Origin of the sequence: Streptomyces aurantiogriseus (genome assembly GCF_014649375.1) — a bacterium.
In the GTDB taxonomy this organism is placed as follows: domain Bacteria; phylum Actinomycetota; class Actinomycetes; order Streptomycetales; family Streptomycetaceae; genus Streptomyces; species Streptomyces aurantiogriseus.
The window spans coordinates 224370-236234 of record NZ_BMSX01000007.1; the positions used below are offsets into that span (position 1 = coordinate 224370).

At 70.7% G+C, this 11865-nt stretch carries 15 protein-coding genes and 1 pseudogene; 7 read left to right on the forward strand and 9 right to left on the reverse strand.

Translation table 11 applies throughout. The annotated features are described in order from the left end of the window. Positions 1-92: 92 nt before the first annotated feature. Positions 93-1790: a DAK2 domain-containing protein gene (gene fakA, locus IE263_RS17420; protein ID WP_189937397.1), complete on the reverse strand. Its 1698-nt coding sequence runs from the start codon at positions 1788-1790 to the stop codon at positions 93-95. Positions 1791-2044: 254 nt separating this feature from the next. Here fakA and rpmB point away from each other — a divergent pair, with 254 nt between their 5' ends. The 3 genes and pseudogenes from rpmB to IE263_RS17435 all read left to right on the forward strand — a co-directional run. Further along, a complete protein-coding gene (gene rpmB / locus IE263_RS17425; RefSeq protein ID WP_003993230.1) occupies positions 2045-2230 on the forward strand; it encodes a 50S ribosomal protein L28 in 186 nt (61 codons plus the stop codon). A 139-nt stretch (positions 2231-2369) separates the two neighbouring features. Then, a complete protein-coding gene (locus IE263_RS17430) occupies positions 2370-2507 on the forward strand; it encodes a hypothetical protein (RefSeq protein WP_229911037.1) in 138 nt (45 codons plus the stop codon). A 25-nt stretch (positions 2508-2532) separates the two neighbouring features. Then, a pseudogene (locus IE263_RS17435) lies at positions 2533-2731 on the forward strand (FAD-dependent oxidoreductase); the annotation flags it as partial. A gap of 129 nt (positions 2732-2860) precedes the next feature. Here the strand turns inward: IE263_RS17435 and thiD are convergent. Next, the gene (gene thiD, locus IE263_RS17440) at positions 2861-3682 is read right to left on the reverse strand and encodes a bifunctional hydroxymethylpyrimidine kinase/phosphomethylpyrimidine kinase (protein WP_189937399.1); all 822 of its coding nucleotides are present in this window, start codon (positions 3680-3682) and stop codon (positions 2861-2863) included. Next, a complete protein-coding gene (locus IE263_RS17445) occupies positions 3679-4644 on the reverse strand; it encodes a thiamine-phosphate kinase (RefSeq protein ID WP_189937402.1) in 966 nt (321 codons plus the stop codon). The genes thiD and IE263_RS17445 overlap by 4 nt, the downstream gene beginning before the upstream one ends. 206 nt (positions 4645-4850) lie before the next feature. Between IE263_RS17445 and IE263_RS17450 the strand changes: the two genes are divergently transcribed. Beyond that, on the forward strand, positions 4851-5084 hold the full coding sequence (locus tag IE263_RS17450) for an Lrp/AsnC family transcriptional regulator (RefSeq protein ID WP_037677600.1): 234 nt from the start codon (positions 4851-4853) through the stop codon (positions 5082-5084). A gap of 20 nt (positions 5085-5104) precedes the next feature. Then, positions 5105-5587, forward strand: a complete 483-nt coding sequence (locus IE263_RS17455) for a DUF3515 domain-containing protein (RefSeq protein ID WP_189937404.1) — start codon at positions 5105-5107, stop codon at positions 5585-5587. 110 nt (positions 5588-5697) lie between these two features. Here the strand turns inward: IE263_RS17455 and IE263_RS17460 are convergent, their stop codons facing one another. From IE263_RS17460 to IE263_RS17470, 3 genes are read right to left on the reverse strand one after another with little or no spacing between them, the layout of a single operon-like run. Next, a complete protein-coding gene (locus tag IE263_RS17460; RefSeq protein WP_189937406.1) occupies positions 5698-6855 on the reverse strand; it encodes a D-alanine--D-alanine ligase family protein in 1158 nt (385 codons plus the stop codon). 58 nt (positions 6856-6913) lie between these two features. Next, positions 6914-7924, reverse strand: a complete 1011-nt coding sequence (locus IE263_RS17465; protein ID WP_189937409.1) for an NAD(P)H-dependent glycerol-3-phosphate dehydrogenase — start codon at positions 7922-7924, stop codon at positions 6914-6916. Continuing rightward, on the reverse strand, positions 7921-8703 hold the full coding sequence (locus tag IE263_RS17470) for a lysophospholipid acyltransferase family protein (RefSeq protein ID WP_189937411.1): 783 nt from the start codon (positions 8701-8703) through the stop codon (positions 7921-7923). The genes IE263_RS17465 and IE263_RS17470 overlap by 4 nt, the downstream gene beginning before the upstream one ends. A gap of 165 nt (positions 8704-8868) precedes the next feature. On the opposite strand from IE263_RS17470, the gene cofC reads away from it, so the two are divergent. Both cofC and IE263_RS17480 read left to right on the forward strand, forming a co-directional pair. Beyond that, positions 8869-9507: a 2-phospho-L-lactate guanylyltransferase gene (cofC, locus tag IE263_RS17475; RefSeq protein WP_189937413.1), complete on the forward strand. Its 639-nt coding sequence runs from the start codon at positions 8869-8871 to the stop codon at positions 9505-9507. A 10-nt stretch (positions 9508-9517) separates the two neighbouring features. Next, positions 9518-9721 carry a hypothetical protein gene (locus IE263_RS17480; RefSeq protein ID WP_189937414.1) on the forward strand — a complete coding sequence of 68 codons (204 nt, stop codon included), beginning with the start codon at positions 9518-9520 and terminating at the stop codon, positions 9719-9721. A gap of 191 nt (positions 9722-9912) precedes the next feature. On the opposite strand, the gene IE263_RS17485 is transcribed toward IE263_RS17480, so the two are convergent. The 3 genes from IE263_RS17485 to leuD form a co-directional block, all read right to left on the reverse strand. After that, the gene (locus IE263_RS17485; protein ID WP_189937416.1) at positions 9913-10575 is read right to left on the reverse strand and encodes an HU family DNA-binding protein; all 663 of its coding nucleotides are present in this window, start codon (positions 10573-10575) and stop codon (positions 9913-9915) included. Between the two features lie 137 nt (positions 10576-10712). Beyond that, positions 10713-10943, reverse strand: coding sequence for an SCO5555 family protein (locus tag IE263_RS17490; protein WP_189937418.1), 231 nt, complete (start codon positions 10941-10943; stop codon positions 10713-10715). 327 nt (positions 10944-11270) lie between these two features. Beyond that, a complete protein-coding gene (leuD, locus tag IE263_RS17495; RefSeq protein WP_189937420.1) occupies positions 11271-11864 on the reverse strand; it encodes a 3-isopropylmalate dehydratase small subunit in 594 nt (197 codons plus the stop codon). Position 11865: the final 1 nt, after the last annotated feature.

Here is an 11865-nt window from a genome sequence, read left to right on the forward strand (position 1 = left end):
GTTCAACAATCCCATCAGGGATGGGGGGATCGTTCAACAATCCTCCAAGAGGTAAGAGAATTGTTGAACGATCCCCTCGCACCAACCTCCGCCTACTCCACCCCGATCAGCAACAACGCCCCCTGCCGCCCACCCCGATACACCACCGTGTCGACCGCAAGGTAAGCCTCCCGCACCCGCCCCTCCAGCCGCTCGGCGACGCCGTCCGGAGCCTCGTCGCCCAGCACCAGGGTGACGAGCTCCCCGCCCGCCGCCAGCATGCGGTCCAGGACGGCCTCGGCGGTGGCGGTGACGTCGGCGCCGATGACGGCGACGTCACCGTCGATGAGCCCGAGGACGTCACCGGCCTGGCAGATGCCGGCCATGGTCCACGACTGGCGCTCGGCGACGGCGACCTCGGCGTAGCGGGTGGCGCCGGCCGCCGAGGTCATCGAGACGACGTCCTCGTCGAAGCGGCGGTCCGGCTGGTGCACGGCGAGGGCAGCGATCCCCTGGACCGCGGACCGGGTGGGGATCAGGGCCACCCGGACGCCCTCCGAACGGGCCTGCTCGGCCGCCGCGGCCGCCGTGTGGCGCAGGTCGGCGTCGTTGGGCAGCAGCACGACCTCGCGCGCGTGGGCCCGCCGTACGGCCTCGACGAGTTCGCCGCTCGCGGGCGGCTCCCCGGGGCGCGCGAGGACCGTCGTCGCGCCGGCCTCGGCGTACAGCCCGGCCAGGCCCTCGCCGGGGACGACGGCGACGACCGCCCGCTGGGCACGCTCGCGGGGCGGACGTTCGCCCCCGCGCGCGTGCACGTCGTCGACACCGAAGTGCGTGATACGGATCCGGTACGGGCGGCCGGCCTCGACGCCCGCTTCCACGGCGGCGCCGGCGTCGTCGACGTGCACATGGACGTTCCACAGGCCGTCGCCGCCGACCACGACGAGCGAGTCGCCGAGGGCGTCGAGTCGCTCCCGCAGCCGGTCCACGGCCGCGTCCTCGGCCTCCAGGAGGTAGACGACCTCGAAGGCGGGACCGCCCGCGTCCGCCGCCTGGTCCGCGCAGTCCTCCGCCTCGCCGGACTCCAGGAGCCCCGCGGTCTCCACGCACGCGTGCGTCTCGGCACCGGAGCTCACCGGGGCCCCCGGCCTCTCCCCCGTGAACGTCTCCACCAGCGCCGCGAGCACCGCCACCAGCCCCCGCCCACCCGCGTCGACCACCCCGGCGCGCTCCAGGACGGCCAGCTGGCCCGGGGTCGCGGCGAGGGCCGCGCACGCTCCCTGGTAGGCAGCCCGTGCGACGGTCCCGCAGTCGCCCCCGGCGCCCCCCGCCGCGTCGGCGGCGGCCGAGGCGACCGACAGGACCGTGCCCTCGACCGGATGGGCCACGGCCCTGCGGGCGGAGTCGGCCGCCTGCCGCAGGGCCAGGCGCAGCCCGTCCGCGTCGGTGTGAGAGGCCTCACCCTCGGCAGCCAGCACCTGGGCCATGCCGCGCAGCAGTTGCGCGAGGATCGTCCCGGAGTTCCCGCGCGCGCCGATGAGCGCGCCGTGCGCCATCGCGCGCGCGGCGTCGGCGACAGAGGGGCTCCCGGCGGACGCCGAGCCGGCCTCGTACCCGGAGAACACGGCTTCGACGGCGGTCGCCGCCGACTCGACGGTCAGGTAGAGGTTGGTGCCGGTGTCCCCGTCCGCGACCGGATAGACATTGATCGCGTCGATCTCCTCGCGCGCCCGCCCCAGCGCGCGCAGCGCGAGACCGCACCAGGTGCGCACCGCGAGAGCATCGAAGAATGTCTGCGGCACCTGCGGCACCTGTGCCTCCTTGAGCTGCTGGACTGGGACGCAGCGTAGACCTTGGGCCGCTGTCCACCGAAGAGGGCCGGGACCGGGCCCCTGAGCAGCCGTGGTAGTTTCGTTGTACTGGCGCAGTCGTTGTATGCTGCTCCGGTTGCCCGATCCAGATCGGGCTCTCCCCTGGCAACGCCACTCAGATCTTTGATCCTACGATCGCGATCCCGGCATGCCGGGATCAACCGTAAGTGCATCTGAAGTCTTTGGAGTGACCCGTGGCTGCCAACTGCGACGTCTGCGGCAAGGGGCCGGGCTTCGGCAACAACATCTCGCACTCGCACCGCCGTACGTCCCGCCGCTGGAACCCGAACATCCAGCGTGTGCGTACCGTGGTCGGCGGGACGCCGAAGCGCGTGAACGCTTGCACCTCGTGCATCAAGGCCGGCAAGGTCTCGCGCTGACGCACAGCTAAGCGCGCGGCCACTGCTGGTTCGCTGCATCGAGCCGGTCCACCCCCAGGTGGACCGGCTTTTTGCTGTACCCAAGGCCGTCCCAGCGCCCTGTCCCCACAAGATCCACCCACCTGCCACACTCCGGTGAATGCGCTTCGGCATCCTGGGCCCCCTCGACCTCCGCAGCGACGACGGCACCCCCGCCGACCCCGGCGGCCCCCGCCCCCGCGCCCTGCTCACCCTCCTGCTGCTCGACGCGGGCCGCAGCGTCTCCGTGGAAGCCTGACCGAGGGCCTGTACGGCGGCCAGCCGCCGACGACCTGGGCTTCGACGCGGGCGCCCAGCTCCACGTCGACCGCCTCACCCACGGCCGTGGGGCCCCTCCTCGGGGACGCCGGGTACGGCGCGACCACGGGCGGCATGGGTACGGGCGCGGCGATCGTCGGCGCGTACGTCCTGGCCGGTGAGCCGGCCCTCGCGGGCGGCGACCACAGCATCGCGTTCATCGCGCGACGACCGACATCAGGCTGAGGGAGTACCCGGCGGGACACATGGCCGCGTAACCGCTTGCTCAAGCGATGGCGCAAGCGTCTGCGCAAACGCTCGCGTAAGCGCTTGCGCAAACGCTCGCGCAAGCCTTTACGCGTCGCCGCGCCCCACCCCGAGCCCCAGCCCCAGCCCCAGCCCCCACCCATGGTCCACCGGCCCGATGCCCCCGCCCAGCGCGAACCCGGCCGCGATCGCCCCGGTGACGTACTCCTTGGCCGCCGCCACCGCCTCCGGCACGGTCCGTCCCTTCGCGAGCTGCGACGCGATCGCCGACGCGAGGGTGCAGCCCGTGCCGTGCGTGTGCCGGTTGTCGTGCCGGGGTGCGCGCAGCCAGTGCTCCTCGGTCCCGTCGGTGAGCAAGTCGACGGCGTCACCGGGGAGATGACCGCCCTTGACGAGCACCCAGCGCGGCCCGTGGGCCAGCACGGCCGCCGCGGCCTCCCGGAGCTGGTCCTCCGACTCGACGTGGACGCCCGTGAGTTGGGCGACCTCGTCGAGGTTCGGGGTGGCGACGGTGGCGACCGGTAGCAGCTTGGTGCGTACGGAGTCCAGTGCCGAGGCCGCCAGCAGCGGGTCCCCGTGCTTGGAGACGCCCACCGGGTCGACGACGACCGGCGCGTCCGTGCCCGCGACCAACTCGGCCACCGCTTCGACGAGTTCGGCGGAGGCCAGCATCCCGGTCTTCACCGCGTGGACGCCGATGTCGTCGACGACGCTGCGGTACTGCGCCCGCACCGCCTCCACCGGCAGCTCCCAAGCCCCCTGCACGCCGAGGGAGTTCTGGGCCGTGACGGCCGTGACGACACTCATGCCGTGCACGCCGAGCGCGAGCATCGTCTTCAGATCGGCCTGAATGCCCGCGCCCCCACCGGAGTCGGAGCCGGCCACGGTCAGCACTCTCGGCAGACTCATGACTCGATGTCCCCGAAGTGGTCCCAGCCGCCCTTGCTGGTCCAGGGCGCCCCGTCGACCGTCACCTGGGGCAGGGCGGAGGGGTTGAGGACCTCGCCGATCACCTTCCAGCGGGCCGGCAGCTTCACGTCCGGCGGGAAGGTCGCCACGATCGCGTGGTCCTCTCCCCCGGTCAGCACCCACTGCATGGGGTCGACGCCGACGGCCTGCCCGATGTCGTTCATCTGCGACGGGATGTCGATCGCGCCGGAACGGATGTCGATACGGACCTTGCTGGCCTCCGCGATGTGCCCCAGGTCGGCGATCAGCCCGTCGCTCACGTCGCACATCGCGGTCGCGCCCAGCGCGGCGGCCGCCGGGCCGGCGTGGTACGGCGGCTCGGGGCGGCGGTGGGCCTCGACGAAGGCGCGGGGCGAGCGGAAGCCGCGGGAGAGGACCGCGTACCCGGCGGCGGACCAGCCCAGCCAGCCGGTCACCGCGACGAGGTCGCCGGGCTGGGCGCCTGCCCGGGTGATCGGTTCCTGGTTGCGCAGATCGCCGAGTGCGGTGATCGACACCATGATCGTGTCGCCGCGTACGACGTCACCGCCGACCACCGAGGCACCGGCGACCTGGCACTCGTCGCGCAGGCCGTCCATCAGCTCGGTCGGCCAGGTCACCGGCAGTTCGGCGGGGACGACGAGGCCGAGCAGCAGGGCGGTCGGCACGGCGCCCATCGCGGCGATGTCGGCGAGGTTCTGCGCGGCGGCCTTGCGTCCCACGTCGTACGCCGTCGACCAGTCGCGACGGAAGTGCCGGCCCTCCAGCAGGATGTCGGTGCTGGCCACGACCCGGCGGTCGGGCGCGGCGACCACCGCGGCGTCGTCACCGGGTCCGACCCGGACCGCCGGGGTGGTGGTGAGACGGGAGGTGAGCTCCCTGATGAGCCCGAACTCCCCGAGCTCACCAACAGTGCCCTTCATCGCCCTTGCTCCCCTTCTGTCCCTGTCCGTGCCCGGTCGCGCGTCACCAGTGTCCTCGATACGGTCGAGATGACCGTCAACTTCTGTCGTGCCTGCACCCCGGCGCGCGAGCCGTGGTCCCCGCAGGTCTCCCCGCGGCGAGCGGCGACGCGATACCGTGGCGTTCCTTTTCCCCACATGATCCTCGTGGCCGCCCTGGAGGTTCCGTGGTACAGGCGTACATCCTGATCCAGACGGAGGTCGGCAAGGCGTCGACCGTCGCCGAGACGATCAGCAAGATCCCTGGGGTCGTCCAGGCCGAGGACGTCACGGGCCCGTACGACGTCATCGTGCGGGCCCAGGCCGACACGGTGGACGACCTCGGCCGCATGGTGGTCGCCAAGGTCCAACAGGTGGACGGGATCACTCGTACCCTGACCTGCCCGGTCGTGCATCTGTAGCCCCCGTCTACCCTTGGCCGGTGAACCTTTTCCGTCACCGGCCAATTGTTCTGCCCCCGCTCGCCCTCCTGCTCGCTGCGGTGGGCTGCTCCTCAGCAGACGGTGACGCGTCGGCGGCGGTTCCCAGCCCCTCGGCAACGGTCACCAAGCTGTGCCGGAACCTGGACGAGGCGCTGCCGTCCGACGTGGACGACCTCGACCGCCGGGATCCCTCACCCGCGTCCGCGCTGACCGCGGGCTGGGGGAACCCGGCGATCATACTGCGCTGCGGGGTCGAACGGCCCGCGAAGATGAGCGATCCCGAGGCCGACGGGGTGGAGGTGAACGATGTGGGGTGGCTCCTGGAGAAGCAGGAGAACGGGTCCTTCCGGTTCACTACGGCACTGCGCAGGGCGTATGTCGAGGTCACGATCCCCGAGGACCGTACGGCCGACGGCATGGCACCGCTCGTCGATCTGGCCGCCGCCATCAAGAAGGCGATCCCCAAAGGGATCGCCGACTAGATCACCCTGACCGGACCGACCCTGACCGGATCAACGCCGGCACCCGGTCAACGCCGACCGGATCAACGCCGCACCCGGTCAACGCCGGCACCCGGTCAACGCCGACCGGATCAACGCAGGCCGGTCGAGCGGCGCAGCGCCGCCTGCACCAGGCGGTCCACCAGCTCCGGGTAGCTGATCCCGCTCGCCTGCCACATCTGCGGGTACATCGAGATCGGCGTGAAGCCCGGCATCGTGTTGATCTCGTTGATCACGAACTCCCCGTCCTCCGTGAGGAAGAAGTCCGCGCGAACCAGCCCCTCGCAGGACGCCGCCTCGAAGGCGTCCACCGCCAGCCTGCGGACCTCGGCGGTCTCCTCGGGCGTCAGCGGGGCCGGGACGATCCCCGGGGTGGAGTCGATGTACTTGGCCTCGAAGTCGTAGTACGCGTGCGCCTCCGGAGGCGGGATCTCGGCCGGTACGGAGGCCCTCGGCCCGTCCTCGAACTCCAGCACGCCGCACTCGATCTCGCGGCCGCGCAGCGCCGCCTCGACGAGGATCTTCGGGTCGTGCCGCTGGGCCTCGGCGATCGCCTCGTCGAGCCCCGACAGGTCGTCGACCTTGGTGATCCCGATCGACGAACCCGCGCGCGCGGGCTTCACGAAGAGCGGCCAGCCGTGCTCGCCGGCGAAGTCGATGATCTTCTTACGGGCGGCCGGCTCGTCCTGCTGCCACTCGCGCGGCCGGATCACCACGTACGGGCCCACCTTCAGCCCGAAGGAGGTGAACACCCGCTTCATGTACTCCTTGTCCTGGCCGACGGCCGAGGCGAGCACGCCCGAGCCCACGTACGGGACGCCGGAGAGCTCCAGCAGACCCTGGAGGGTGCCGTCCTCGCCGTAGGGGCCGTGCAACACCGGGAAGACGACGTCGACCTCGCCGAGCGCCTTGGGCACCGATCCGGGCTCGGTGTAGACGACTTCGCGGTTCGCGGGGTCGACGGGGAGCACCACGCCGCCCTCCTGCGACTCGGCGAGCTCCTCGACGCTGGGCGTGCGGCGGTCGGTGATCGCCATGCGCTCCGGAGCGTCGGCGGTGAGCGCCCACCGGCCGTCCCGGGTGATGCCGATCGGCAGGACCTCGTACTTGGTCCGGTCGATGGCCTTGAGGACGGCGCCGGCGGTGACCACGGAGATCCCGTGTTCGGAGCTGCGGCCGCCGAACACGACGGCCACGCGCGGCTTGCGAGACGGCTGCTCAGGGCTCTGGGGGAGGTTCTCGGTGCTCATATCGGCTTGAGAGTACCCGGTGGTAGGGCCCGGAGACAGCGTCGACTCAGGGGGTTGCTCAGCGTCGTTCGGGCTTCGCGCTGCGCGACATCAGCTCCTTCAACGCCACCACCGGTGGCTTGCTTTCGTGCACGATGCCCACGACCGTCTCCGTGATGGGCATGTCGACGCCGTGCCGGCGCGCCAGATCCAGCACCGACTCACAGGACTTGACGCCCTCGGCGGTCTGCTTGGTGACCGCGATGGTCTCCTGCAGGGTCATGCCCTTGCCGAGGTTGGTGCCGAAGGTGTGGTTGCGGGACAGCGGCGAGGAGCAGGTCGCCACCAGGTCGCCGAGTCCGGCGAGTCCGGAGAAGGTGAGCGGGTCGGCGCCCATCGCCAGGCCGAGCCGCGTGGTCTCGGCGAGGCCGCGGGTGATCAGCGAGCCCTTGGCGTTGTCGCCGAGCCCCATGCCGTCCGCGATGCCGACGGCGAGCCCGATGACGTTCTTCACCGCGCCGCCCAGCTCGCAGCCCACCACGTCGGTGTTGGTGTACGGGCGGAAGTACGGCGTGTGGCAGGCGGCCTGGAGGCGCTGGGCGACAGTCTCGTCGGTGCAGGCGACCACGGCCGCGGCCGGCATGCGCGAGGCGATCTCCCGCGCGAGGTTGGGCCCGGTGACGACGGCGACACGGTCCCGGCCCACCTTGGCGACGTCCTCGATGACCTCGCTCATCCGCATGGTCGTACCGAGTTCGACGCCCTTCATCAGCGAGACGAGGACGGTGTCCGGGGCGAGCAGCGGGTGCCATTCGGCGAGGTTGGCGCGCAGGGTCTGCGAGGGGATCGCGAGCACGGTGAAGTCGGCGTCGCGGGCGGCCTCGGCGGGGTCGGCGGTGGCGCGCAGGTTCTCGGGGAGTTCGACACCCGGGAGGTAGTCGGGGTTGGTCCGCGTGGAGTTGACCGCGTCGGCGAGCTCGGCGCGGCGCGCCCAGAGCGTCACCTCGCAGCCCGCGTCGGCCAGGACCATGCCGAAGGCGGTGCCCCACGATCCGGTGCCGAAGACGGCCGCCTTGACGGGCTTGCTCACGTGCTGCTCTCCCCTTCTCGGACGGTCGACCGACCGGGCTGCGTCTGTGCCTGCGTCTGGCGCCGCTGCTCGATCCGCTCCCGGCGCGGGTCGTAGGGCGTGTCGGGCGCCTTCTCGCCGCGGATCTCCTCCAGCTGGCGGGTGATGGCGGCCATGATGACCTCCGTCGCCTCCTTCAGCAGCTCGGGAGTCATCTCCTTGCCGTAGAACCGCGTGAGGTCCACGGGCGGGCCGGCGAGGACGTGGTGGGTCTTGCGCGGAAGGAGATTGGGTTTCTTGGCGTAGGGCGGCAGCAGTTCGTTGGCGCCCCACTGCGCGATCGGGATCACCGGGCACTTGGTCTGCAGGGCGACACGCGCGGCGCCGGTCTTGGCGGTCATGGGCCAGCCGTCCGGGTCGCGGGTGAGGGTGCCCTCGGGGTAGAAGGCGACGCACTCGCCGCGCTCCACGGCGTCGATCGCCGCCCGGAAGGCGCTGAGCGCGTCCGTGCTCTCGCGATAGACGGGGATCTGCCCGGTGCCGCGCATCGCGGCGCCCACGAATCCCTTCTTGAAAAGCCCGCTCTTCGCCAGAAATCGCGGCACTCTTCCGGTGTTGTACTGGTAGTGCGCGTATGCGAAGGGATCGGCGTGCGAATTATGGTTCACCGCGGTGATAAATCCGCCCTCGGCCGGAATGTGTTCCATTCCGCGCCAGTCCCGCTTGATCAGAACCACCAGCGGTGGTTTGCAGAGAACCGCTGCGAAGCGGTACCAGAAGCCGATTCTGCGGCGGGACACGCGGACACCTTCCTCTAGGACTTCCCTGACTTCCCTCCGGGGCCAGGGGGCCGCACAAGTGTCGCCCCGGGCCGCCGGTCTGTCGAGAACACCGTACGCCCCGACTGAGCTGCCGCCGGAAGGGCCGGGTGACAATGGCCGCGACGAGAGAGGGACGGTACACCGGTGCAGTGGAGCTTGGTCATACCCCTGAAGCCCTTGGCACTGGCCAAGAGCAGGCTCGCGGACACCGCGGCCGACGGGCTGCGCCCCGGACTCGCCCTCGCCTTCGCCCAGGACACGGTGGCCGCCGCCCTGGCCTGCCCGGCGGTGCGGGATGTGGCAGTCGTCACGGACGACGCGCTGGCCGGTCGCGAGCTGGCGGCACTGGGCGCCCGCATCGTCCCCGACCAGCCAAGCTCCGGCCTGAACGCCGCTCTCACGCACGCGGCGGCCGTCGTACGCGCCACGCGCCCCGACAGCGCGCTCGCCGCCCTGAACGCCGATCTTCCCGCCCTCCGCCCGCTGGAATTGGCCCGGGTCCTGGACGCGGCCGAGGAATTCCCTCGCGCTTTTCTCCCCGATGCGGCCGCAATCGGTACGACCCTTCTCGCGGTGGCCCCCGGCCATGAATTGCTCCCCGCGTTCGGCACCGATTCCCGCGCCCGCCACCGCGCCTCCGGAGCCGCGGAACTCCGCCTCGACACGGTGGATTCCGTACGCCAGGACGTGGACACCGGCGAGGACCTGCGGGCGGCCCTGGCCCTGGGCGTGGGCCCCCGGACGGCCGCGGCGGCCACGCGCCTGCTGATTCCGGGGCAGTAGGCTGCGGACCATGCAGGCCACCGCGTACACGTACGACCCCGATACCCGCAGCGGACAGGTGCTGCTGGACGACGGCACCCCGGTGCCCTTCGACGCGCCGGCGTTCGACGCGGGCGGGCTGCGACTGCTGCGGCCCGGGCAGCGGGTGCGGATCGAGACCGAGGGCGAGGGGGACGCCCGGCGCATCACCCTGGTGACCCTGCAGACCTTCTGAACCCGAAGACCTTCTGCACTCTGAGGGCCTTCTGCACTCTGATGGCCTTCTGAACCGGAAGACCTTCTGCACTCTGAGGGCTTTTTGAACTCTGAAGGCCTTCCGGACCCCGAAGATCTTCCGAACACACCGCGGGCCGGACTCCGAGAGGGAGTCCGGCCCGGCGCGTGAGTGCCCCTGAACCCTTGCGCCTAGCGGGCAGTGGTCTTCTTGGCGGTGGTCTTGCGCGCGGTCGACTTCTTGGCGGGGGCCTTGGTGGCCGTCGCCTTCTTCGCCGGCGCCTTCTTGGCGGTGGTCTTCTTGGCCGCGGCGGTCTTGGCCGTCGTGGTCTTCTTGGCGGCCGCCGTCGTCTTCTTGGTGGTGGCCTTCTTCGCGGTCGTCTTCTTGGCGGCGGCCGTGGTCTTCTTCGCGGCGGCCGTCGTCTTCTTCGTCGGGGCGGCCTTCTTCGCGGCGGCCGTCGCCCTCTTCGACGGGGCGGCCTTCTTCGCGGCGGCCTTCTTGACCGTCGCGGCGGCACCGCCGGTCAGGCTGCCCTTGGGGGCCTTCTTGACGGCGACCTCGCCACCGCGCGGCAGCTTCTTCGAGCCGCTCACCAGGTCCTTGAAGCCCTGGCCTGCACGGAAGCGCGGAACGGACGTCTTCTTGACCCGAACCCGCTCGCCCGTCTGGGGGTTACGGGCGTAACGCGCCGGACGGTCGACCTTCTCGAACGAGCCGAAGCCGGTGACCGAGACCCTCTCCCCCGCGACGGTCGCGCGGACGATGGCGTCCAGGACCGCGTCGACCGCGTCGGCGGCCTGCTGGCGGCCGCCCAGCTTGTCGGCAATCGCTTCTACGAGCTGCGCCTTGTTCACGTCTTCCCCTTCGGAGACATCGCCAGAACGAAAGTGTTCAAGCTTTTTCGCACGTTAGGCAGATATATACCGCAAATCAAACACGAAACGGGCTAATCACCCTTGTGCCGCAACGAACTCGGCTGCCCCGGAGGCGATCAGCGCTCCTCTTCGGGCATTCGCCCCTCGTCGAGGTCCGCCATGAACCGCTCCAGTCGCCTTGCCGCATCGGCGAGATCGTGCTTGGCCGCGGCCGTAATGACCAGCAGCTTCCGGGTCAGCGCCATCCGTACGCCCTCCGGGACTTGCAGTGCGCGCACCCTTGCGTGCGCTTCCTTGAGTTGGTTCGCGACCGCCGTATAGAGCTCGAGTTGGCCGTCGTGTTCCATGCACAGATTGTGCCATCTGGGGCGAGTTGTCGCCCGCTCAGGGGGCAACTGCCGCCTCAGACGGCCGTCCGGGCATCGCCGGAAGCCGCGTCCACACAGGGCGCGTACCCCGGCAACCACCTGCTTAACGTGGGAAGTTGGGAGGAAGCGTGAGGACTGGCGGGGCCGAACGGGTGCAGACATGGCCGTACCCCCGATCAGGTCGATCGGGGGTACGGAGGGTGTCTCGCGGTGGCCGAAACTCGACTGGTTGCCACGCGGATCCGGTGCGGATCAGTCGCGGACGGACATCGATCAGACGCCGACCGGACGTGGATCGGACGTGGATCAGACCTGGAGCGTCCGCGGCTTGTACGACGGGCGCTTGGCCTCGTACGCGGCGATGTCGGCCTCGTTCTGGAGGGTGATGGAGATGTCGTCCAGCCCGTTCAGCAGCCGCCAGCGGGAGTTCTCGTCCAGCTCGAAGGCGGCGGTGATGCCCTCGGCCCGCACCTCACGCGCCTCAAGGTCCACAGTGACCTCAGCCTGCGCGTCCTTCTCGGTGAGCTCCCACAGCGCGTCCACGATCTTCTGCTCCAGAACCACCGTGAGCAGGCCGTTCTTCAGCGAGTTGCCGCGGAAGATGTCGGCGAAGCGGGAGGAGATCACGGCCTTGAAGCCGTAGTTCTGCAGCGCCCAGACGGCGTGCTCACGGGAGGAGCCGGTGCCGAAGTCGGGACCGGCGACCAGGACGGTCGCGCCCTGCCGCTCGGGCCGGTTGAGGATGAAGTTCTCGTCCTTGCGCCAGGCCTCGAACAGCCCGTCCTCGAAACCGTCCCGCGTGACCTTCTTGAGCCAGTGAGCAGGGATGATCTGGTCGGTGTCGACGTTGGAGCGGCGCAGCGGGACGGCCCGGCCGGTGTGCGTGGTGAATGCTTCCATG

Bases quoted from the DNA above. Each gene is read 5' to 3' on its own strand.
- leuD (WP_189937420.1), bottom strand. From the start codon at position 11,864: ATGGAAGCATTCACCACGCACACCGGCCGGGCCGTCCCGCTGCGCCGC.
- IE263_RS17480 (WP_189937414.1), top strand. From the start codon at position 9,518: ATGCAGGCCACCGCGTACACGTACGACCCCGATACCCGCAGCGGACAG.
- IE263_RS17430 (WP_229911037.1), top strand. From the start codon at position 2,370: ATGCGCTTCGGCATCCTGGGCCCCCTCGACCTCCGCAGCGACGACGGC.
- IE263_RS17490 (WP_189937418.1), bottom strand. From the start codon at position 10,943: ATGGAACACGACGGCCAACTCGAGCTCTATACGGCGGTCGCGAACCAA.
- IE263_RS17460 (WP_189937406.1), bottom strand. From the start codon at position 6,855: ATGAGCACCGAGAACCTCCCCCAGAGCCCTGAGCAGCCGTCTCGCAAG.
- IE263_RS17445 (WP_189937402.1), bottom strand. From the start codon at position 4,644: ATGAAGGGCACTGTTGGTGAGCTCGGGGAGTTCGGGCTCATCAGGGAG.
- thiD (WP_189937399.1), bottom strand. From the start codon at position 3,682: ATGAGTCTGCCGAGAGTGCTGACCGTGGCCGGCTCCGACTCCGGTGGG.